The 23,204-nt window shown below is 44.0% G+C and carries 20 protein-coding genes and 1 tRNA gene; 17 read left to right on the plus strand and 4 right to left on the minus strand.

Annotated elements, in window-relative coordinates; all coding sequences use genetic code 11:
- The first annotated feature begins 132 nt into the window (after nt 1-132).
- The 8 genes from ybgC (at nt 133) to nadA (ending at nt 6,727) form a co-directional block, all read left to right on the plus strand.
- The gene (gene ybgC / locus H2O73_RS09120) at nt 133-576 is read left to right on the plus strand and encodes a tol-pal system-associated acyl-CoA thioesterase (RefSeq protein WP_220457539.1); all 444 of its coding nucleotides are present in this window, start codon (nt 133-135) and stop codon (nt 574-576) included.
- Nucleotides 566-1,249: a protein TolQ gene (tolQ, locus tag H2O73_RS09125; protein WP_182108538.1), complete on the plus strand. Its 684-nt coding sequence runs from the start codon at nt 566-568 to the stop codon at nt 1,247-1,249. Before ybgC ends, tolQ begins: the two co-directional genes overlap by 11 nt.
- A gap of 3 nt (nt 1,250-1,252) precedes the next feature.
- On the plus strand, nt 1,253-1,696 hold the full coding sequence (gene tolR, locus H2O73_RS09130; protein WP_182108539.1) for a protein TolR: 444 nt from the start codon (nt 1,253-1,255) through the stop codon (nt 1,694-1,696).
- Nucleotides 1,697-1,709: 13 nt separating this feature from the next.
- Complete coding sequence (gene tolA, locus H2O73_RS09135) at nt 1,710-2,774, plus strand: cell envelope integrity protein TolA (protein ID WP_182108540.1); 1,065 nt, start codon at nt 1,710-1,712, stop codon at nt 2,772-2,774.
- 15 nt (nt 2,775-2,789) lie between these two features.
- Nucleotides 2,790-4,142, plus strand: a complete 1,353-nt coding sequence (tolB, locus tag H2O73_RS09140; RefSeq protein WP_182108541.1) for a Tol-Pal system beta propeller repeat protein TolB — start codon at nt 2,790-2,792, stop codon at nt 4,140-4,142.
- Between the two features lie 34 nt (nt 4,143-4,176).
- Nucleotides 4,177-4,692, plus strand: coding sequence for a peptidoglycan-associated lipoprotein Pal (gene pal, locus H2O73_RS09145; RefSeq protein WP_182108542.1), 516 nt, complete (start codon nt 4,177-4,179; stop codon nt 4,690-4,692).
- A gap of 15 nt (nt 4,693-4,707) precedes the next feature.
- On the plus strand, nt 4,708-5,478 hold the full coding sequence (gene ybgF, locus H2O73_RS09150; RefSeq protein ID WP_182108543.1) for a tol-pal system protein YbgF: 771 nt from the start codon (nt 4,708-4,710) through the stop codon (nt 5,476-5,478).
- Between the two features lie 187 nt (nt 5,479-5,665).
- Nucleotides 5,666-6,727: a quinolinate synthase NadA gene (gene nadA / locus H2O73_RS09155; RefSeq protein ID WP_182108544.1), complete on the plus strand. Its 1,062-nt coding sequence runs from the start codon at nt 5,666-5,668 to the stop codon at nt 6,725-6,727.
- A gap of 154 nt (nt 6,728-6,881) precedes the next feature.
- Here nadA and H2O73_RS09160 read toward each other — a convergent pair whose 3' ends face one another.
- Both H2O73_RS09160 and H2O73_RS09165 read right to left on the minus strand, forming a co-directional pair.
- Nucleotides 6,882-7,586 carry a hypothetical protein gene (locus tag H2O73_RS09160; protein WP_182108545.1) on the minus strand — a complete coding sequence of 235 codons (705 nt, stop codon included), beginning with the start codon at nt 7,584-7,586 and terminating at the stop codon, nt 6,882-6,884.
- 19 nt (nt 7,587-7,605) lie between these two features.
- Nucleotides 7,606-10,026, minus strand: a complete 2,421-nt coding sequence (locus H2O73_RS09165) for a hypothetical protein (protein ID WP_182108546.1) — start codon at nt 10,024-10,026, stop codon at nt 7,606-7,608.
- A gap of 327 nt (nt 10,027-10,353) precedes the next feature.
- On the opposite strand from H2O73_RS09165, the gene H2O73_RS09170 reads away from it, so the two are divergent.
- Nucleotides 10,354-11,388: a potassium channel family protein gene (locus H2O73_RS09170; protein ID WP_182108547.1), complete on the plus strand. Its 1,035-nt coding sequence runs from the start codon at nt 10,354-10,356 to the stop codon at nt 11,386-11,388.
- A 72-nt stretch (nt 11,389-11,460) separates the two neighbouring features.
- Here the strand turns inward: H2O73_RS09170 and H2O73_RS09175 are convergent, their stop codons facing one another.
- Complete coding sequence (locus H2O73_RS09175) at nt 11,461-12,033, minus strand: UPF0149 family protein (RefSeq protein ID WP_182108548.1); 573 nt, start codon at nt 12,031-12,033, stop codon at nt 11,461-11,463.
- 127 nt (nt 12,034-12,160) lie between these two features.
- On the opposite strand from H2O73_RS09175, the gene H2O73_RS09180 reads away from it, so the two are divergent.
- The 7 genes from H2O73_RS09180 to H2O73_RS09210 all read left to right on the plus strand — a co-directional run bounded on the left by H2O73_RS09180 (nt 12,161) and on the right by H2O73_RS09210 (nt 20,495).
- The gene (locus H2O73_RS09180) at nt 12,161-14,572 is read left to right on the plus strand and encodes a hybrid sensor histidine kinase/response regulator (protein WP_182108549.1); all 2,412 of its coding nucleotides are present in this window, start codon (nt 12,161-12,163) and stop codon (nt 14,570-14,572) included.
- 233 nt (nt 14,573-14,805) lie between these two features.
- Entirely contained in the window at nt 14,806-15,258 is a 453-nt protein-coding gene (locus tag H2O73_RS09185) for an L-alanine exporter AlaE (RefSeq protein ID WP_182108550.1), read from the plus strand.
- A 135-nt stretch (nt 15,259-15,393) separates the two neighbouring features.
- Nucleotides 15,394-15,481, plus strand: a tRNA-Ser gene (locus tag H2O73_RS09190).
- 880 nt (nt 15,482-16,361) lie between these two features.
- Nucleotides 16,362-17,921, plus strand: coding sequence for a BCCT family transporter (locus H2O73_RS09195; RefSeq protein ID WP_182108551.1), 1,560 nt, complete (start codon nt 16,362-16,364; stop codon nt 17,919-17,921).
- Between the two features lie 2 nt (nt 17,922-17,923).
- On the plus strand, nt 17,924-19,189 hold the full coding sequence (locus H2O73_RS09200; RefSeq protein ID WP_182108552.1) for an aconitase X: 1,266 nt from the start codon (nt 17,924-17,926) through the stop codon (nt 19,187-19,189).
- Nucleotides 19,177-19,599: an aconitase X swivel domain-containing protein gene (locus tag H2O73_RS09205; RefSeq protein ID WP_182108553.1), complete on the plus strand. Its 423-nt coding sequence runs from the start codon at nt 19,177-19,179 to the stop codon at nt 19,597-19,599. Before H2O73_RS09200 ends, H2O73_RS09205 begins: the two co-directional genes overlap by 13 nt.
- The gene (locus tag H2O73_RS09210) at nt 19,599-20,495 is read left to right on the plus strand and encodes a dihydrodipicolinate synthase family protein (RefSeq protein ID WP_182108554.1); all 897 of its coding nucleotides are present in this window, start codon (nt 19,599-19,601) and stop codon (nt 20,493-20,495) included. The genes H2O73_RS09205 and H2O73_RS09210 overlap by 1 nt, the downstream gene beginning before the upstream one ends.
- 180 nt (nt 20,496-20,675) lie before the next feature.
- Here H2O73_RS09210 and dsdC read toward each other — a convergent pair whose 3' ends face one another.
- Entirely contained in the window at nt 20,676-21,632 is a 957-nt protein-coding gene (gene dsdC, locus H2O73_RS09215) for a DNA-binding transcriptional regulator DsdC (protein WP_182108555.1), read from the minus strand.
- A gap of 222 nt (nt 21,633-21,854) precedes the next feature.
- Between dsdC and dsdX the strand changes: the two genes are divergently transcribed.
- Complete coding sequence (gene dsdX / locus H2O73_RS09220) at nt 21,855-23,192, plus strand: D-serine transporter DsdX (RefSeq protein ID WP_182108556.1); 1,338 nt, start codon at nt 21,855-21,857, stop codon at nt 23,190-23,192.
- The last annotated feature ends 12 nt before the right edge of the window (nt 23,193-23,204 follow it).

A 23,204-nucleotide genomic window follows, 5' to 3' on the forward strand; every position in this document is an offset into this window, starting at 1 on the left:
ATAAAAATCCATCAAGAAAACAATGAAAAAGCGCCAGTTTTAATAAGCTGGCGCTTTTTTTTCGTCTAACATCTGAATTCAGCTCACAGCGCTTGCGCATAAGTTGTTGTAATGCGCTATAGTATCGACCCAATGGTGACAAATTCGGGCGTAAACGTGGAAGAGACGGTTATCCAATTTGAGTGGCCAGTAACGGTCTATTATGAAGATACCGACGCTGGTGGGGTGGTTTACCACTCAAACTATTTAAAGTACTTCGAAAGAGCTCGAACTGAGTTACTTCGCAGTATTGGTGTATCACAGCAAGTGCTGTTGGAACAAAACATTGGTTTTGTAGTCCGACACATGGACATTGATTTTTTAAAGGGCGCAAGGCTTGATGATCACTTAACTGTGTTAACGACCATCGCCGAATTAAAGAAAGCGTCTTTGACCTTCTGTCAGGAGATCGTCAATCCTGATGGCAAAACATTGTGCCGTACAATGGTTAAGGTAGCATGTATCGACAATCAGAGGATGAGACCAACAGCGATTCCTCAAGCAATATTTATGGAGTTCTCTGGAAGTGACCGCTGATATTTCAATTCTTGACCTGTTTTTACAAGCTAGCCTATTAGTAAAACTGGTTATGCTGATCCTTCTTGGTATGTCTATCGTCTCATGGGCGATGATCATAAAACGCAGTAAAGTGCTTTCCCAAGCAGCAAAAGATACCGAGTCGTTTGAAGATAAATTTTGGTCAGGCACTGATCTTTCTATCATCTACCAAACGGTTGCAAAACGTAAAGATGAGCTTTCAGGCACTGAAGAGATTTTCTACTCAGGCTTTACCGAATTTGCTCGTTTACGTAAATCAAACGCAAACTCACCTGATTATATTATGGAAGGTACTGGGCGTGCGATGCGCGTGGCAGTAGCACGCGAAGTGGATGAACTAGAAAATAGCCTACCGTTTTTGGCTACGGTTGGTTCCATTAGCCCATATATCGGTCTGTTCGGTACGGTTTGGGGCATCATGCATGCCTTCATTGCTCTGGGGCAAGTAAAGCAAGCCACGCTTGCAATGGTTGCGCCTGGTATTGCAGAAGCGCTAGTTGCAACGGCAATGGGTCTGTTTGCTGCGATCCCTGCGGTTATGGCATACAACCGTTTAAGCAACAAAGTATCGAAGCTTGAGCACAACTACGCGACATTCTCAGAAGAGTTCCACAGCATTCTTCACCGCCAAGCTATGGCTGGCAGGGAGTAACGCATGGCGGGTTACCAACCTAAAAAGCGTAAAATGACCGCTGAGATTAACGTTGTACCTTATATTGACGTAATGTTGGTGCTGCTGATCATCTTCATGGTGACATCACCTTTTGTTACTCAAGGCGTAGAAGTCGAACTGCCTAAAACTGAAAGCGCTCAATCGGCGCAGGACATGGCGGGTGATAGTGATGCGAGCTTCATCATCGTAGAAGTTGATCGCGACGGAAATCTCGGTTTGAGCGTTAATGATGAAGAAGTCATGCGCGGTATTTCTCTACAAGACCTTATCGTACGAGTAAAAGCAGAGTTGAGCCTAAAACCTGATTCGCCAGTGGCGGTCGGTGGTGATGCTGCAACGCCGTACGCAGAGATCGTATTGATTTTGGATGAGTTGAGCCGAGCAGGTATTGCGAAAGTTGGCCTGCTAACGGACATCAAGGAATAAGTTCATTCACTCCATGAAAGACACTAAGCCAAACAAAAATAAAATGGGTAAGCCGATTGCTATCTCATTTGCCTTACACGCCGCTTTGGTCGTCGCACTGCTTTGGGGTACGGACTTTACTATGTCGAAACCTGAACCTGTCGGGCGTATGGTTGAAGCTGTTGTTATTGACCCTGCATTAGTGCGCCAACAAGCACAGCAAATTCGTAACCAACGAGAAGAAGCAGCCCGCAAAGAGCAAGACCGACTTGATAAGTTGCGTCGTGAGAGCGAGCAACTCGAGAAAAATCGTAAAGCGGAAGAAGAGCGTATTCGCAAGCTCAAAGAGCAGCAAGTACGTGAAGCAAAAGCCGCGCGTGAGGCGGAAAAGCAACGACAGAAAAAAGAGCAAGAGCGTAAGGCTGAAGAAGAAAGAGTTCGTAAAGAAAAACAACGAGCTGCTAAGCTAGAACAAGAACGTAAGGTGAAAGAAGAAGCCGTACGTAAAGCTGAGCAAGAGCGCGTAGCGAAAGAGGCGGCAATTGCTAAAGCGGAACAAGAACGCATTAAGCAAGAGCAACAAGCGAAAGCGGCGCAGGAGAAAGCTCGTAAAGAACGCGAAGCGGCTGAGCGAGCAGAGAAAGATCGCATTGCCAAAGAGAAAGCCGCCAAAGAGGCAGCAGCGAAGGCTCGCAAAGAAAAGGAACGCTTAGAGCGTTTAGAGCGTGAACGTAAACAGCAAGAAGCGGCAATGAATGACATTTTTGCTGGTTTGGAATCTGAATCTGAGCAAAACAGTGCAGCCCGTGGTCAATTTGTTGAGAGTGAAGTTGCGCGTTATGGCGCGATTTACACTCAGTTGATCAAGCAAAACTTGCTGGTGGAAGATTATTTTCGGGGAAAGTCTTGTCGAGTTAACTTGCGCCTAATCCCAACTGGAGCAGGTGCTATCGTCGGTAACTTTAGTATTCTCGATGGTGATAGCAGAGTTTGCTCGGCAACAAAACGTGCGGTGGCTCAAGTGCAAAGCTTCCCTCTACCGACGGATAAATCGGTAGTGAATAAACTGAAAAACATCAATTTAACTGTTGAACTTTAATTAAAGGAATAACTTGTGTTAAAGCGACTGATGATAGGACTCGCGCTCGTGCTAACGAGCTCTGTTCAAGTAGCCAATGCGGCACTTGAGCTGGTAATCACCGATGGTATAGATTCGGCGCGTCCGATTGCTATTGTGCCATTTAAGTGGGAAGGCACCACGCCACTACCTCAAGATGTTTCTGCGGTTATCGCTTCAGATTTACAGCGCAGTGGTAAATTTAGCCCAGTGGCAACCAATAAAATGCCTCAAACGCCATACAGTGAAGCGGAAGTTAATTTCGACGCATGGACTGGGCTTGGGGTCGATTCGCTACTTACGGGCTCTATTACCCAAGATGCGAAAGGTGACTATGTTATTAGCTACCAATTGGTTGACGTGGTTCGTGGTCAATTAACCAAAGGGCAGAGCCGAGCGTTGGGAGAAGATGGTGAATTGGTGCTTTCCAAAGACCATGTACTATTTAACAAACGTGCGACTGTGCCAAAGAACCGCCTACGCGAATATGCTCACCGTATCTCTGATTTAGTGTACGAGCAGCTTACAGGCGAGCGTGGCGCGTTTTTAACCCGTATTGCTTACGTCGTTGTTAATGACAAAGACTCGTACCCATATCAGCTACGCGTTGCTGATTATGATGGTTATAACGAGCGCTTAGTTCTGCGTTCTAAACAGCCATTGATGTCACCAGCGTGGTCACCAGATGGGCAACAACTGGCGTATGTGAGCTTCCAAAATGGTCAAGCTGAAATCTACATCATGAATATCTACACCGGTAAGAGTGAGAAAATTACCTCTTATCCTCGCCATAATGGTGCGCCAAGGTTCTCACCAGACGGTAAAAAGCTGGCGTTGGTATTGTCTAAAACGGGCAGTCTACAGGTGTATACCTTAGACATAGCAACACGAAAGCTGACGCAAATAACGCGCGTCAGATCAAATAATACAGAACCATTTTGGTATCCTGATGGAAAATCCTTGATTTTCACTTCCGATCGGGGTGGTAAACCTCAGATTTATCGAGTAAATTTGGCAGACGGTGCCACAAGCCGCATAACTTGGCAAGGCAGTCAAAACCTCGGTGGCCAAATTACGCCTGATGGTCGTTTTTTGGTGATGGTAAATCGCAGCAACTCGGGCTTCAATCTGGCTAAGCAAGATTTGGAAACCGGTGCTGTACAAATTTTGACTAAAACACTTTTGGACGAGTCGCCAAGTATCGCCCCAAATGGTGGAATGGTCATTTACAGTTCAATCTATAACAGAACCAACGTGTTATCGATGGTTTCTATAGATGGACGTTTTAAAGCTCGATTACCCGCAACGAATGGTCGCGTACGTGCACCAGCGTGGTCACCGTTTTTGTAGCAAGTAAGTATCAAAAAGTAAGGAAAACATAACAATGCAACTTAACAAAGTTCTTAAAGGGCTACTAATTGCACTACCAGTTCTAGCGGTTACAGCATGTAGCTCAAGCGACGATGCTGCAAGTGCTTCTGGCTCAGAAACTAACAACGGTTCTTCTACTACAGTTTCAACACCAATTGATCAAAATGGTCAACTGTCTGAGCAAGAGCTAAAAGATCAAGTAATGCAAGCGTCAACTATCTACTTCGCGTTTGACAATGCAACTATCTCTAGCGATTACGAGAAAGTACTTGCTCTACACGCGGCTTACCTAAGCTCTAACCCAGCGCTTAAAGTGACTGTAGAAGGTCATGCTGATGAGCGCGGTACACCTGAGTACAACATCGCCCTAGGTGAGCGTCGTGCGCAAGCTGTATCTATGTACCTACAAGCACTAGGTGTACAGGCTGATCAAATCGCTATCGTTAGCTACGGTGAAGAGAAGCCACTAGTTCTTGGTCAAACTAACGAAGCTTACGCTAAGAACCGCCGCGCAGTTCTAGTGTACTAATTCGAGGATGACCTCATGTTCAGTAACTTAAAGCATATTTTTTCGCTTACGTTACTGGCAAGTGCAGCGAACCTAGCGTTCGCTGCACCAGCCCCAGTAGCCGATATTGGTGGCAGTTCCAGTAGCTCCCGATCTTATTCCTCTAATGAAACCGATATTCAGCGTCTAGAGCGTCTGCTTGATAATCGCACTCGTGTTCAGCTGCAGATGCAGCAGCAACTAGACTCAATGGCTCTCGAGATCAGCGATCTTCGTGGTCAAATTGAAAAGAACAACTACGACATGCAGCAAATGTTGCAGCGTCAACGTGAACTGTTTATCGAGTTAGATAAAGTACGCCAAGAAGCAAAAACAGCAGTGGTTGCCCCAGTTGACACAGCAACAGAGTCGGCAAAACCACAAGGCACGTTTAGCAGCAATGCAGACGAACAAACCGCCTACCAAAATGCCGTTGACTTGATTCTTAAAAAGCGTGATTACACAGGCGCTATTGCCGCTTTTGTGCAGTTCCAAAAAGATTTTCCTGACTCAAGCTTCACGCCCAACTCACACTATTGGCTAGGTCAGCTTTATTTTGCCAAGAAGCAAGACAAAGAAGCGGTGAAGAGTTTCGCTGCAGTGATTGCTTATAAAGAATCTAATAAACGTGCAGATGCGTTAGTTAAATTAGGCGATATCGCTGAACGTAACAATAATGCAGCGCAAGCTGCCAAGTATTACCAGCAAGTGGTCACTGAGTACCCAGGTAGTGCGTCAGCAAATATTGCGCAAGAAAAACTCAAATAGAAATAATCAATTAGAAAGAGGTGCTTCGGCGCCTCTTTTTGTATCTGTGTCATGGAGTTTGTTATTTACATTGTCGTTGTTGACGGCAAGGTGATCGATACAAGGTTATTCATGGAAAGCTTTTTGATTCTTGAGTGCAAACGGAGTTACAATACTCGGATTAACGGAAGTTGCGTAGAGCAAAGCAATGAGTCACATTTTAGATAGAATCGATACAGTTTATCCTTTTCCTCCAAAACCAAAACTATTAAGCGATGAACAAAAGCGCACCCACATCGAAAATATTAAGCAGATGCTTAAAGAAAAAGATGCCGTGCTTATCGCTCACTACTATACCGATCCTGAGATCCAAGCATTAGCGGAAGAAACAGGCGGTTTTGTGGGTGACTCATTGGAGATGGCGAAGTTTGGTAACCGTCATTCTGCAAGCACATTAATCATCGCGGGTGTTCGCTTTATGGGCGAATCGGCGAAGATCCTTACCCCAGAAAAACACATTCTAATGCCGACATTAGAAGCCGAGTGTTCGTTGGATCTTGGCTGTCCGGCTGATAAATTTACTGAATTTTGCGATGCTCACCCCGACCATACTGTGGTGGTGTACGCCAATACCTCTGCGGCAGTTAAAGCACGTGCCGATTGGGTAGTGACATCAAGCATTGCATTGGAAATTGTTGAGCACCTAGATAGCGAAGATAAACCAATTATTTGGGGACCCGATCGTCACCTAGGCTCCTACATTGCTAACAAAACTGGCGCTGATATGCTGCTTTGGCAAGGTGAGTGCATAGTGCACGATGAGTTCTCCGCTGACGCATTGCGTAAGATGAAAGGTCTTCACCCAGAAGCGGCGATTCTTGTTCACCCTGAATCTCCTGCCAGCGTTGTTGAATTAGCTGATGCCGTCGGTTCGACTAGCCAGTTAATTAAAGCGGCAAAAGAGCTACCACAGCAGAAACTGATTGTTGCAACAGATAAAGGTATCTTCTTTAAGATGCAGCAATTGGTGCCAGAGAAAGAACTAGTTGAAGCGCCAACCGCTGGTGCAGGTGCAACTTGTCGTAGCTGTGCGCATTGCCCTTGGATGGCGATGAACGGCTTACAAGCGATTGAAAATGCACTTCGTGAAGGTGGTGCTGAGCATGAAATCTTCGTTGATGAGGAAGTGCGCCTTAAGTCGCTTATTCCACTCAACCGCATGCTAGATTTTGCCGAACAGCTAAACATGCAAGTGAAAGGCAACGCGTAAGCGAGTCTTATACTCAAGTAACAAGGCTCTGAATCCTGCATCTTGAAGTCACTTGGGAATATATTTTAATTGAAAAGCCAGCGATGTTTATTCGCTGGCTTTTTGCTATTCACTGTATAGAAATGGCGAGTTTTGGTTTGGGGCGTTCTTTCTTTTAATCCACATGCCCATTTTGGTTCTGCTGGAAGTCATCCATACTGAAGAAGCAGCGGCTACCAATATGACCACTGTAAAATTTTGACTTAATTAGGTTATCAAGCTTTAAATCGTCAGCTTCTATGGCGTAGTTTAAATCTTCAACCGCTAATGACTGCCACTTTTCAAAGACAGACTTATGAATTAAGTAGGTTGAACTGTAGCCAGTCAGTGACACTCTAATTATTGGTCTGAGCTGTTGCGGCATCGTGGCAAAGCGAACTTCGACGCGTTCGTGGAAAAACGACTTGTGAAATGAAAACGCGGTATAGCCGAGGTGTTCATTGCCCGCTGCATCAAAAACGACTGCTTCGGAACGAGTAACGCCTAAATTGCTGGAAAACTGCAACTTGTCTGCTAACTCGTTAACAATTAACAAGCTTTGACCACCCCAGCACTCGCTAACTTTTGGCATACGCAAAGGTAGCTCATCCAGCCGCTTTTGTAGGTTAGCTTTTTTGCCTCGGTCTTTTGGTGCAAAGTGCATTATCTCATCACCAAAATAGAGTTGTGGTTTGTATTTGCTGTCAACAAGCGGCAGCCACTCAAAGTCGTATTCATCTAACCAAGCCATTGGGTCGCCATCTTTGTCGGCGTAAACATCACCAAAATGGATCAGTTGTAACGGTAAATATTCGCTTAGGATTCCGTGCATATCTAACATAATCAGTACCTGTTCAGCCTTACAATGCGTCGAGTTTGATGGTCATTTCTTTTAGATACTCTTTCCAGTAACGTAGCCATTCTGGGGTTAAATCGTCGAGCTCTATTGCAAGGCGAGTTTCGAAATCCATACTTTGCTGTTTCAACTGTTGGTCAAAGAATATTTCTTCTAATAGGGTTGCTTGTAACGATCTTCCGCTTCGAGGATCTGATCCCAATAATTTTACCCAACGCAGTTGAGTCGTTTTATCTGCTTCAGTCAGGATTTGTGGCAGCACTTTAGGTGCACCTTTGTTGTACAATTGATTACCCAATTCAAATTCACGGGCGTTGATTTTGCCATCGGTGAGAGATTGATATTGGGCGAAAGAGAGCTTGCCATTTAAGAATTGCTCAGCGACATCACTTAACGTCTCTGCTTCTTGGTATTGATGACATGCCACGCTCATTAACTCGTTGAGTACGGCTTTACGAAGCGCGGCTAATGGCGTGCTCAATGTCGGTTGTAGGCGATAGGCATTGAGGTAGAAATAATCACGTTCGTAACAGGCGAGTTTATTAATAGCAAGGTTCCACTGCTCGCGTTCTTCTTCATCAAGTTCGATGTACTGCCTGATTAAGTGCTCGAGTTGTGTGGCGTCATGGTTGATGCTAACAGCAATATTGAATGCTGTTTGCTCAAATAAAGAGATACCCAAATCAGATAAGCTCTGGAAAAATGAGTTTCGTAACCCTTCACTGGCAAACCCTGACATGGATTCGAGATAGAAGCGCGACAGACTCGACAGCGTTGCTTGAGGTGCTAACCTCATTGCGAGCTGGATGATATGTTTAGCAAATGGATCTTGGCTGGCTTTATATAGCCAGTAGCATGTTGCAAGAATCGGACGAAATATACCCACAGAATCAAACAATTCATAGATTGGCTGCTCGGCACCAAGCTCTCTTGAACGCTGATAGGATCTTTCGGTATCAAGCTGTTCATCGAGCTTTTCCGCCAAGGCTGGCAAGTCATCTTCGTTTGCTGCTAATAGCCATTGTTCAAGTTCGTCAGGGACGGATTGGCAGTGCTGTTTAAACTGCGCCAAAATATCGGACTTTAGCCCAGTAGTGACCCATTGAGTGAGGGCGAGAGTATAATCATCGTGACGGTTATTCTGCTGGTCCAAATTAAGCAATACTGCGCCTATTAATCGGCACAGTGTTTGTTCTTCTTCGTCTTCATTTACCCACAATAGGTGGTTGTAGGCGTCGCGATTGGCTTCGAATGTTTTCTCTATTTCTACATACACATCATGACCCACATGATAGTAGCTATCGAGATCGTCAATGATTTCATCAATCTGCTGTTTAGTCTTAGATGAAATAGCACCCGGCTGAGCAACACTTGGTAAGCAATACCTTAGCCCATAATCATGATCGCTAATACAGCGAGTTTCTTCCTCTTTTACCATCAATTCATAGAGCTTTTTCGGTAAATCTTGCTGATCAAACAGATGGAAGAAAATATCGACGACACGGATAAAACACTGCTGGTTGTCGTTATTGGTCGTCGTTGTATCGAGTAGGGCATCGCTCAGTGGCTGTAATATTTTGTGCAGTGAGCGCTGGATATCATTTTGCGATGGAATGCTATCGAGATGGCATGCATGCAAAATATGTTGATAAAAATCCGGTGCGTAATGTTTGGAGTGCAAGATCACTAAGACTGAATCGAGGTTAACGAAGGCTCGCTGCTGATGAAGTTCAATATAGTTTTCTCCCGTTAAGACAAAGTCCCACAAGGACTCACCGTTGGGAAGATGAATAATAAATGGACGTAGCTGCTCAAGAGCGGCTGGTGTTGTACAGGTATCCGTTTCGTTATCTAAGGTCGCTTTGTTTGAGAAAAAGTGCCCAAATACACGTTGTAATAAGCTGGTTCCCTGCTGTGTTGGTTCTGTCGAAGCCAGCGATTGTGACTCAGCTTGCCTTTCTATCTCTGTGTTCCGATATTGATCCACACCAGACCAATTTTTCTGGTCAGTAAAGTCATTAATGGCAAAACTGCGTTGGTCAGATATTACCGCCAGCAGCTGTTGAATTCCCCAATCATAGCTCTCTGCCAAGTCACCAATACAGTTGTGGCGAAACAGCGCAACTTTTGCCTGCGCATCTAGTTGGCTTAGTGATTTTGCCAACGATTCAGTCACAACGCGGGCGTCAACGTAATCGCAAAATAGATAGGTAAAACTCACGTTTTGACCAATAGACGTGAGTGGGATGATGTCATCACAGATACCATCCACTGCGTTTAATAGTGCGCTATTTTGAACGTTTATTGCTTGATTGGAATAAAGAAAAAGGAAACATGGGTCATCGTAACTGTCGATTTGATTGAATATCGATTTAACGGCTTCTGGTAACTGACGTAAAGCAGGTTGGTTGATTTTTTCTAACATCTATAAGCTCAAATTTGTACGTTATGATTATTTATTGATGGAAAGGTAAGTGCAAGCACGCTTAGCATTGTCTAAGTTGATGCTCTAGGTGTTGAGAACAACAGTACTTCTTGTTGTATGTGCTTAATCTTATAGAAGAATAAAGTACTACGTACAGCTGAAATGGTGATAAGCAAACCTTTGATAGGCAGAATTTTTTATGTTTTGCCTCTGGGATCTCATCTCAACAGAGATGGCTCGCTTAAGCTTCCTAACTTTGTTTACAATATATCTATGCATCAGTAGGACTCATTCAGAGTGCTCTTACAATACGATATGGGATGGTCTATGGCATTGTGGTTATACCTACGGCGCAAATTACAGGCGAGTTTGTTTGACCTTAGTACACGTAACTTAATGGTACTTTCGGCATTATACGTGGCGTTGTCTTGGTTACTGCTAACCGTGGCGGGTGAGAAAGCATTAACCGAGAGCTTTTCAAATTTCATCTACTACCTGATGGTGACAGCCTCTACAGTTGGTTATGGTGACCACTCACCAGTAACTGACTTTGGTAAATGGGTTGTGGTGTTGTTTGTTATCCCTGGTGGCTTGGCGCTGTTTGCCTCGATATTAGGTCGCTTGGGATCGAACCTTGTCGAATATTGGCGAGCGGGAATTTTAGGGAAGAGAAGAGTGAATACAGAAAATCATATTTTATTGCTTGGTTGGAATGGTCAGCGTACGCTTCATCTCATTCGGATGCTGCAACATGAAGAAGATGGAAATAGACCCATCGTGTTATGTACTCGTTCTGACATTGAAAACCCGTTACCAGGGGAAATTGGTTTTGTAAAAGTGAGCAGTTATACCGATGGGCAAGAGATGAAAAATGCCCAAATAGGTCAAGCTAGCTGTATTGTGGTTGATAACTTGGAAGACGATATTACCCTCTCATCCGCACTGTATTGCTCAAACGTGAACCCGAAAGCGCACCTTGTCGCTTACTTTAAAGATGAGGCGTTAAGTGGGCTGTTAAGCCAGCATTGCCCTAATGCAGAGTGCATACCTGCGGTGGGGGCAGAAATGCTCGCCAAAGCGGCGGTTGACCCAGGTTCAAGTGCGTTGCATCAAGAGCTACTCGCTTCAACCCGAGGGATGACGCAGTATTCTACTTACTATCCGGATTCTTTGGCGGCGACTCGTGTAGAAAGCGCATTTATGTTCATGAAAAAGCACCATCAAGCGACCTTGATTGCGATGGAAGGATCGCAAGGTATTGAGCTAAACCCCGATCTCGATGAGCAAATACAACCCGGCGTTAAATTGTTCTACATCGCTGATGAACGAATTGAGCATTTCGATTGGTCTAAGCTTGGTTAACACTCTTTAGAGACAAAAAAGGCTTCACCAAGTGAAGCCTTATATGATTAGCGCATACAATTAGAGCGACGGTTAATCCGCTTGCTCGACCAACTGCATGCCACGCATCGTCAAACCACTTAGCATGGTTGGAATGGCGTTAAAGATCTCTTCAAACTGCTCAAGCCCTTCAAAACCTTGATCGGCTAATGTCGCGATAGACGTTTCTGGATCATAAAGCATTGTCAGTGACAGTAGCACTCCGCCTAGTAGCGCGTTGTCTTCGCTCTCTTCAGGCATGATTGACTCCCAGTCATCACGCGAGAGTTGCCAACCTTGCAGTAAGCCTTCACAAAAATCACGAGTCTCTTCTGTGACGATTTCGGCTTCATCTAAGGCACAGCCTTCAGGCCATTGCCATTCATTACTCATTAGAGCTGGACGGTATTGATTCCATAGAGCGATCACGTGCTCTATGTAGCACTCAAGTTGTTCACCGTCGCTAAAAGGAGCAACTTCTTCACCACCCCAAAGGAAGGGTAGCCACTCATGTGGATCAAGTGTGTGTGGTGCCGCTGCCATAGCAGTGATAAAACCGTGAGTTTTTGCGTGGTTAATCAGCTTGTCTTGCAGTTCTGGCAGAGCGAGGATATCTTGTAAAGTCAAAATCAATACCGAATCAAATTGAAATAGTTAGATAGACGTATAGTAACAGCCCATTGTTAACAAAAATAGGTTGCTGTTGAGTAGCATTAACTATAATTTCTTATAAACATCAAAAATTCAGTTGCTTATGGTCAAGCGTTCATCATTAAAACGAAAAAGCATCTTAGTTCTTGCCATTTACTTAGCGTTTTTTATTACAGCGGTAGGTGGGGTGAGCTACTTAGTTGTTGAGCCGCCTATTCGAGAGCAACTGACCCGCAATCTCGACTCCCGCTCTAAAATCATATCAAGTGAAATTGAAGCGTCATTAGAAAGCCCGCTCGGTATTCTGCAAGGCATTGTTAGCATTGGTAATTCAGGAAAAGATGCCAATTTGCAGGCTGAGATTTTACAGCATCTTTTTGCCATGAGTGACGGCGCCAGTGTGAGTGGGGGTTTATGGCCTCTCCCTTATGTTGATGATTCAACGACGCATTATGCCAGTCTGTTTTTTAACCGAGCTAAAGACGGAGTCGTTGATAGAATCCACTCTTGGAATAACCCAGCGTTAGGCGGTTATGATGGGGAAGGGTGGTACACCGATGTCGAAAACAAACCATTGGGCACGGTGGTGTGGTCACCTGTTTATATCGACGCTTTTACTCATGTACAGATGATCACCGCTTCCTCACCCTACTATGTTGACGGTCAATTTGCAGGGGTCGCAACTGTTGATCTTTCTCTCGAAAGTCTGATTGAGTACGTACAGAAACATGCCAAGGAGCATGGACTTGGTGTGCTGATCCGTGATGGTCAGGGGGAAGTGGTTATTGAGCACAACTTTAAAGTGGCTGAAGATATTTACATCAGTGAGCATAAATTTGGTCATTTTGATTGGACCATAGATGTTGTAAATGCCAACCGGTTGGTGGCTGATCAGGCCTATGACCTCGTGACCAAGGTTGAAATGGGCATTATGCCAATCATGTTGCTGTGTGTGTTGTTTGGTTATTTTGTTATTAACCGTTCACTGATTGATCCTATCGCTCATATAGCGCGTGAGGTTGATGATTCTAAACAGGGCGGCATCATTGATATTAACTACCGTAGTGACGATGAAATAAAACACCTTATTAATGCATTTAATCAAAAAACGGTTTTCTTAGAGCAAGAGAAGAAAAATGCACTGGCATCAACCCGAGCCAAGAGCGCGTTTCTTGCCACTATCTCACATGAAATTAGGACACCAATGAATGGCGTTCTTGGCACCGCTCAAATTTTGCTGAAAACTGATTTGTCAGATGAGCAGCGCAAACACCTCAAAACGCTTTATGACTCGGGCGACCATATGATGGTGTTGCTCAATGAGATCCTAGATTTTTCCAAAATTGAGCAAGGGCATTTAGAGCTAGAGAAAGAGCCGTTTCCTCTTGAATCGATAATCGGCAGTATTAATAGCGTGTATCACACCTTAAGTGTTGAAAAGGGATTATCGTTTAAGATCTCCAGCGATGTTAGTAAACAACGATGGTATTTGTCTGACAAAGCGCGTCTACGACAAATACTATTTAACCTATTGAATAACGCTGTAAAATTTACTTTGAAAGGTTCGATTGAAGTGAACTTCACCGAAGTCACACTGGATGGTAAGAACTATCTCAATATCATTGTCACCGATTCTGGCGTTGGCATTGATAATGCAGCCTTAGAGAAAATATTTAAACCTTTTGTTCAGGCAGAATCTTCTACCACCCGACGTTTTGGTGGGACAGGTTTAGGCTTAGCCATTGTTAAACAGATTGCTCAGTTGATGCACGGGGATATCTCAGTGCAAAGTAAGCTAGGACAAGGAACCACGTTTGATGTGCTGCTTGAAATGGAGGTTAGCCAGCCTCTACAAGCTGAAGGTCGGAAACATAAGAAACTGAGCTATACAGGGCTTAGAGTTTTAATTGTTGAAGATAACCGTACCAACACTGCCATTATCAACACATTTATGAGTGGAAAAGGTTTTGAGTGCTACTGCGTTGGAGACGGTGAAGAAGCCGTACAGGCAGTTCGAGCAAACGAATTTGACCTGATCATGATGGACAATCATATGCCACACAAAGATGGCATTACAGCAACTCAAGAAATCCGTGCGTTGCAATCTGATCGTTCTAATATTCTTATTTTTGGCTGCACGGCTGATCTGTTTAAAGAGACACAAGAGCGCATGCTATCGGCGGGTGTTGATTGTATTGTTTCAAAGCCAATCGATGAACAAGAGCTTGATGACATGCTCTATAGGTATTCAGACAAACTTTATCAGTTCAAGTCACTGGATGATTGCCAAGCAGCGGCTTCTTTCAATGCCGAGCAACAACTCGTATCACTCTATATTGCAGTAGAAGACCGCAACCACGAGCAGGCATACGAGATCCTCTCCAATATATTTACCTACCTCGCCCCTACGGATCATCGCAGCGTTAAAGAACTGCTTGCGCCATTGATTCAAAGCAAGTCACTTCCCTCCCAACAAGAGCTGGATGTCTTGACGGTATTACTCAAAGACGTGTGAAATTATTGGTTGATTTATAAACTGAAACTTTGATCATTCCTACCTAATTTTTCTACTGATTTTAGCTACTTAACCCTTGAAAAATAGTGGTTTATTTATAACTTAACATGAAATACGGTATCTAATTCTGTTCATTTGGTGTTTTAATGGCGTCATTAACTGCTCTCAGCGCTACCGCTGGGGTTTGATGTTGTCTTAGTGCTGCTTTAGCAGAATTATGTGTCGAGGTTAAAATGAGAGTTGGTGGGTCAATCAGTATTCGTAACGCATTAGCAGATACATTTGCTATGGTCGTGTTCTGTTTTGTTTCTGGCATGCTAATTGAAATTTTTGTGTCGGGAATGACGTTTGAGCAGTCGCTTGCATCACGCAGTTTATCGATTCCGGTTAACATTGCGATTGCTTGGCCTTATGGCATTTTTAGAGACGCAATGCTGCGTTTTGGTGGACGAGTTTCATCAGCGCCGATCATGAAGAACATTTCAGATCTAACTGCATATGTATTGTTTCAATCGCCTGTATACGCCGGTATTCTGGTTGTAGTTGGTGCGACAGGTGAGCAGATTGTTACCGCAGTTGCTTCTAATGCTGTTGTTTCTTGCGGCATGGGTGTGCTTTACGGCTACTTCCTAGACGCTTGCCGTAAGTGGTTTAAAGTGCCAGGGTACTACTCACAAGAAGTATGAGTGTACAATCAGGCAGCAAATTAGCCACAACGTAACCACTTAGACGAGTGATGAGTGATTTTTTAGGGATTGGGCTTGACCTAACCCTCTATAATCATTAAATTAGCGCCTCGTTAGCCAAGTTGCTAACGATTCGGTGAGTTGTCCGAGTGGCTGAAGGAGCACGCCTGGAAAGTGTGTATACGGCAACGTATCGAGAGTTCGAATCTCTCACTCACCGCCACATTCTAAGCCCCAGCAGAAATGCTGGGGCTTTTTCGTATCTAAAGCCTAGTGAGCAGCCAGAGGGAACAATAGAGCGCACAAAGGCATAACTTTCTTCACTCTCTCCTGCAAATCGAGAATGCACGTATCTGGTGCGAGGTAGGAGAGGGGGCAACTCTTTTCCTTGGAACATATCTGATAATGGAACTTATCAGCAGACCAAACTCGGTCTTAGACCCCGTAATTTCCTTGAATTAGTCAATCTAGCTTTAACGCTAGCACTTCAAATTACAGTAAAGGGTAGAACGCCTTCGCTGGGGGCTAAAAGGCATTAGGGAGCTTAGCGCCTAGGAGGAGCTAGGGATAGTAAACTTGCTGATTGTAGTGACTAAATCTGGTTTCCGTAGCAAGGTAGTCATGCTTTTGTTGTTATTGAACATAATGGGGAAATTTATTTTATTTCCCAGTTCGAATCAATATGACTGTCTCTTGAACAAATTGCATATTAATAGATTATTTTTATTGTATTGATAGTGATATTAAATTATCTGGTTAGATAATTTAATATGTATGGAAATCAGATTGAACATAAATTCCACATTTTATTAATACGTGAGCTATGTCATTAAGTTTATTGTCAATTAAGACATTTATCACATTAAATTCGAACTAGATAAGTAATATGGTTTTGGTAATAATTATGGTCTTACCTATGGGTTAATCATGAATTCATTAAGAAAAACAAAGATTTGCAGCTTATCCAATAAGATTCTACAAGCCTGTCTAGCATTTGCATAACCCCCCCTCCTTTTGTCCAGAAGGTCTACTTCTGGAACGTTCTAGTATTTAAAAAATTATCTAGTTAATTAATTTTAATAAATTGCCGTGAGGATGATCTTATGAACTCATTCAAAAGGTCGGTTGAGCCAATTTCATTTTGGCCTAGCTTTATTTGCATTACTTTATTTATTAGCTGTGGGATTTTCTTTACAAGTGAATTTGGTGGGTTTCTTAATAGCTCGTTAGATATTATTTCACAGAACTTTGGTTGGCTATTTATGCTAGCTGGGTTATTTGCTTTTGCACTTTGTCTTTTCTTTCTTTTATCACGCTATGGAGACATGAAGTTTGGTGGGCAAGATGCAAAACCAGAACTGGGCAATTGGCAGTGGTTTACCATCTGTTTGTGCTCGGGTATTGGTACAGGGATTTTGTTCTGGGGCATGGGAGAACCGATGTTTTTCTACGCTGAACCAGCGCAAGCGACAGGTTATGAGCCTTTTAGTCGTGATGCGGGCGTGAATGCCATCTCTCAAGCTGCGTTTCATTGGACGATCATTCAATACTGTTTCTACACATTAGGTGCGTTGGCGGTAGCCTTTGTTGCATACAACAAGAATGTTGGTTTTGCTGTCAGTTCATCGCTGTATGGGCTGATTGGTGATAAGCACAAAGGTTGGATCGGCAAAGCTGTTAATGGTTTATGTATCTTTACTCTTTGCGGAGCGGTCGCTTCATCAATGGGTGGGGCTTTGCTTCAAATAGGATCGGGTTTGAATAACCTATTTGGTGTGGAAACAGGACCGACTCTTTGGCTGTTCATCGCCATTGCCATTACCGCAACTTATGTGTTGTCTTCCATCTCTGGGATGAAGAGTGGTCTAACAAAAATTAGCTCATTGAATACCATGATCTTTATTGGTATGGCGTTGTTTATGCTGCTGTTTGGACCTACTCGTTTCATTTTAGATATTGGTGTTGCCAGCCTAGGTGATTTAGCTAATACATTCTTTGATAAAGCGAGTATCACTAATGCCCTAACTCAAGATGAGTGGGCGAAAAACTGGACAGTTCAATATTGGGCTTCGATGGTTGTAGTCGCTCCGCTGATTGGTCTTTTTTACGCCCGTCTGGCTAAAGGACGTACGGTACGTCAGTTTGTATCAGTGACAATCTTAGGACCATCAATTTTTGGTTTCATTTGGATCAGCATCTTTGGTGGTACCGCCATTGATTTGCAAAGCAGCGGTCAGTTCAACATGTGGGAGAGTATTCAGCAAAATGGTATGGAGAACACCGTATTTGCCATTTTCAATAACATGCCCATGTCAACGCTGTTTATTGCTGTGTTCTTATTTGCTGTGTTCACTTCCATCGTCACTTATGCAGACCCTATGACTTCGGTGCTCTCAAACCTGAGCTCTAAGAGCTCTAAGATTGATCAAGAACCGCCAAAAGTATTGAAGATCATTTGGGGTGTTTCCATTGGTACTATCGCTTACCTAATCATCGCGACTGGTGGTATTGATGGGATCCGCGGAATGTTTACGCTAATTGGCTTCCCAATGATGTTCTTGTTGTTTTTTATCGGCGTAGCGGCAGTGAAGAGCGCTCGTGCGATGTATCAAGAACAATTTGGTGAACAACCAAAAGCAACATTAGTTACTGTTGAGGAATAATCATGTATTTAACCGATTACGAACAAGAGTTGCTCGATGGTAAGCATGGCGATGTTAAGCAAAAAGCGATGGCGGTGCTGTTCGATTTGGGTAAAGCCTACCAAGTTGAACGCTTTATCGATATCGCCAGTTGCCATGATGACAGCACGGTCTACTTTGGTGAAGCTCAGGTTGCGTTTGCTGAGCATTTAGCTGAGCTTGGTGCGCGTTTTTCAGTGCCAACTTCGACCAATGCTTGCGCACTGGATATGGTCAACTTCAAAGAGCAACGAATGCCACTTTCGTGGGCGAGTGCGACTCGTCGTATTGAAGCGTCGCACACTGCGATGGGGGCGGCTGGTAGCTGGACGTGTGCGCCTTATCAGGCAGGCTTTACACCACGCTTTGGTGAGCAGGTGGCATTTGCTGAGTCTAATGTGATTGCTTGGACAAACTCGATATTAGGGGCGCGCACCAACCGCTATGCTGGTCCGATTGAACTATTGGCAGGCATTGTCGGTAAAGTCCCTTATTTTGGGTTACACATGACAGAAAATAGGGTCGCCACGGGTCTGATCCGTTTGGACGCTAGCATTAAATCATCTTGGTTTAGTGAGTTGTCACTCTACAACCTACTTGGTCATCTGCATGGGGAAATCGCTGGCGATAAAATTTTCGCAATGGATGGCATGCCTTTAGTGGCACCGATAGATGCCCTCAAGCAATTTAGTGCGACAGCGGCTTCGTCAGGAGGTATTGCACTGTTTCATTTGCTAGGGATCACTCCAGAAGCTCAGAGTCTAGATCAGTGTTTTGCTGGCAAAGCGCCGCTGGAAGAGAGATTGATCACCGTAGATGACTTACGTGATGCTGAAGCCAAGCTCAATAATTTTGATGCTAGTGAGCAGTTGGACTTGATCTCTATTGGTTGTCCACATTTCTCGTTTGCTGAGTTCGTCGAACTTGAGCAATTGCTGGCGGGGCGTAAGGTTTCTAACAACCTCAATTTATGGGTATTTACTGGGCGCGCAAGTTATCTGCATATCGAATCGACAGGTTTGTTGACTAGGCTGCAAAACTTGGGAGTACAGGTGTTCCGCGATGGTTGCACTATGGAGTATCCAATCCAAAACTGGGATACCAGTAGCATCATGACCAACAGCGGTAAGTTTGCTAATTATTGTTATTCCAAAATTGGTATTCACCCTGTATTTGGCAGCATCAGTGATTGTGTTGAATCCGCCGTTATCGGCAAAGTCTATCGGAGTGCAAAGCCGTGGTCGAATTAACTTATACCCCTGTATTGCAAGGCGACTTTGACGCCGAGCTGATTTATTCCCAACAAGCTATTTCCTTTGTTGGCGGCGTAGATATTGAGACTGGTAAGGTGGCAGATCATCGTCATGATTGTTTTGGTCAGTCGATCAAAGACAAAGTATTTGCCTTTCCTTTTGGTAAAGGCTCTAGCGGAGCTGGTTTAGTGTTGATGGAGATGCTCCGCTTAGGCACAGCACCAAAAGCGATTATTAATCTTCGTTCTGACCCGGTGCTATTAACTGGACCATTAATTTGCAAACATTTTTATCAGCAAATTATACCCATTATTAACTTATCAGAAGCCGACTATCAGCAACTTGCTCACGGCGAATGGGTAACAAATCAAGTCGAAGTCAACAAACTAATTATTAAGGCAAAATAATGACAGTATTAACAGGTATTTTCACCGTTTTAACCACGCCATTTAATGATAAAGGCGAGATTGACTTCGCAACACTGGCGCAGCAAATCAATTACCAAATCGATGCAGGTATTCATGGCTTGCTTTTGTGTGGTGCTACTGGCGAATACTCCACTATGTCAGTTGATGAGCGCAAAGCCATTGTTGAAGCAGGAGCCGAAGTGATTGCAGGTCGAGTTCCGTTTGTTGTTGGCACTATCAGTATGGACCCCCGAGAGACAGTTGCATTGTCTAATCATGCTCATGATCATGGCGCGGCATGTATGATGATTCTGTCACCACCGACGTCAGGTTGTGATATGGATGAGGTATTTGAATTCTACAAATACATCAGTGATAACTCTTACGCCAATGTGATGATCTATAACAACCCATATAGTTCGGGGATTGATATTGATGTGGATACGATCGTTAAAGTGGCCAAGCTACCGAGAGTGATTGCTATTAAAGAGTCGTCAGGCAATATTCGCCGTCAAACCGAGATCCGCGCTCGTACTAACGCTGAACAGTTTACGATTTTCTGTGGCTGGGAAGATATGGTATTTGAGTCTTTTACTCTTGGCACTAGAGCATGGATTTCAATGAGCGCAAACTTTGCTCCGCGAGCTGTGGTGAAGCTATATGATTACATCATGTCAGGAGAGACAGACAAGGCGTGGGCTCAGTATCAACAGATCCAACCATTCTGTGCGTTCCTTGAAGAGGGGAAACCCGCACAGATCTGTAAATACAGTTTATACAAGCTTGGGTTAAACGAGCGTCATTCTGCTTGTCGTCCGCCAAGATTACCGCTTAGTGATGCTCAACGGCAGCTACTGGACCAAATGCTAGAGCAGCAGCGTCATGTTTTAGGTTAAGGTCTATTATACCCGTCCTACTTGAAGTTGCAGAGGTGTTGGCATCGCTTCTTCCCCCCAATCAACTAGTTTATCTAGGCTCATGGGGATTCTCGCGCTTGCCACCTACCTGCATCTTCAAGTAATTTGGGTATACTTCCCACAAACGAAAAGGTCACCATTTGGTGACCTTTCTTAAATTTATCGGATATTCGCAGTATCGGTATCTATGCCTTCTCTCAACCATTCTATAAAGAGTGCCAGTTTTCGTGAGTGCTTCTTGTTTGGTGTGACCAAATAGTATTTTTGCTGGCAGGTGACTTCTGTATTTGGAAATGGAGCGACGAGCTCACCTGAATCCAATCGTTTCTTGATTAGGTTATAACGCCCCATAGCAATTCCCGCGTGGTTCATTGCTGCGATAACCGCCAAATCAGAACGATCAAAAGCGATACTGGAGATATGGTCGATGGAAGGGAGTTGGTTTGCTCTTGCCCATACAGCCCATTCGTCATGGTGTGAGTTGTAATCCCACGCTTGGTTATCGTGTAGTAATGTGGTGTTGATGAGGTTTTCAGGCTTATTGAACAAGAAGTGCTGCTGGGCATATTGCTCAGTGCAGACGGGAATATTGGTTTCATTCATGATCTCTTGGCTCCAGACATTGTCTGGTTGTCCTTCATCAAAATAAATAGCGGCATCAATTCCGAAACCTTGGAAGTTAATATTCTCATTGCCAGTGAGTAGTTTTAATTCAATAAAAGGGTAACGCTGGTTAAATTCGTACAATCTCGGTACTAGCCAGCATTGTGCAAATGAAGGGCGAGAGTAAATCGTCAAACTGCCTGAGACATCACCACTTTTTACATCCAATATCTCTTGGTTTATCTCATTCAAACTACGCGTCAATGATTGGTAAATGCGTTCGCCTTCTTCGGTTAAGGTGATCTTTCTATGCGTGCGATGAAACAGTTCTATTCCAAGCTCCAGTTCAAGCTTGTTGATTCGATGGGAGATGGCACTCGGCGTCATTGATAGCTCATCAGCAGCCAGCGAAAAAGAAGAGTGGCGAGCAGCGACTTCAAAGGTATGCAGTTTTGATAGCTGAAAGCTATTAATGCGCTCATTACGAGTGAATATATTATCTTTTGTATACATTATTTTTGTTTGATCCGCTGAATTCACCTGATATTAGAGCTTGGCATTATAGGCTTTAGGGTGAAATTTAATTAACCATAAGTCACTAAATATGAAAAATAGCGGTGAGATCACGCATTTGTTTTAATCTAGTTCATGTGAAGGTGAGTATTGATCGTTTGTCACTGAAGGGGATTCTTCGTTTAATTGACCGCAAATAAAACAACAAAATAAGGTCTGAACATGGAGTCACAACTTTGGGTCATCATGACCCTACTTTCCAGTATCCTCTTGATCGTATTCTCGATCGTGAAATTTAAACTACACCCATTCCTAGCTTTGCTGATGGCGAGTTTCTATGTGGGTGGCATGATGGGCATGCAACCGCTAGAGATGGTGAGTGCCATTGAAGGTGGTATTGGCGGTACGCTTGGCTTCCTTGCTGCGGTGATTGGTCTTGGTACTATCCTAGGCAAAATGATGGAAGTGTCTGGTGCAGCAGAGCGTATTGGCATCACGCTACAAAAAATCCGTTGGCTATCTCCAGAAGTGATCATGGTTCTGGTTGGTTTAGTGTGCGGTATTACCCTTTTTGTCGAAGTGGGAGTGGTACTGCTTATCCCACTAGCCTTTTCTATTGCTAAGAAAACCAATACATCATTACTTAATCTCGCTATTCCGTTATGTACGGCTTTAATGGCGGTGCACTGTATCGTACCTCCGCACCCAGCGGCGCTATTTGTGACTAATGAATTGGGTGCAGATATTGGTTCAGTCATTGTCTATGGATTGTTGATTGGTTTAGTTGCGTCATTAGTGGGTGGTCCACTTTTCCTCAAGGTCATTGGTGCACACTTACCATTTAAATCTGTACCGAGTGAATTCACTTCGCTTGAAGTAAAGAATGAAGACGAACTGCCGTCACTAGCTGCAACGCTATTTACCGTTCTACTGCCAATTGGTTTGATGCTGTTGAAGACAACTGCCGAGCTAAATATGGATCATGGTAGCGCGCTATACACCGCGTTGGAATTCATCGGTAACCCTATTACTGCAATGTTCATCGCCGCGTTTGTTGCCTACTACATGCTGGGTATTAAGCAAAATATGGGCATGGCAACACTACTCGAAAAAACCGAAGGTGCGTTTTCGTCGATTGCTAATATCTTGCTGATTATTGGTGCTGGTGGCGCATTTAATGGTGTCTTAAAAGCCAGTGGTCTGGCAGATGTCTTAGCCCAGCTTCTCTCTAATCTTGATATGCATCCAATCCTATTGGCATGGCTAGTCGCCATCATTCTGCACGCTGCTGTCGGCTCGGCAACGGTTGCCATGATGGGCGCAACAGCCATTGTTGCACCAATGATGTCGCTCTACCCAGATGTTAGCCCTGAAATTATTACATTAGCGATCGGTTCTGGTGCGATTGGCTGCACCATCGTCACAGATTCTCTATTCTGGTTGGTGAAGCAGTATTGCGGCGCCACCATGACTGAAACTTTTAAGTATTATACGACAGCAACATTCATAGCTTCATTCGTAGCCTTAGCAGGCACATTCCTTCTGTCGTACGTGGTTTAAACGAAGGTAACT

Source organism: Vibrio marinisediminis, from assembly GCF_014050145.1.
Taxonomy (GTDB): domain Bacteria; phylum Pseudomonadota; class Gammaproteobacteria; order Enterobacterales; family Vibrionaceae; genus Vibrio; species Vibrio marinisediminis.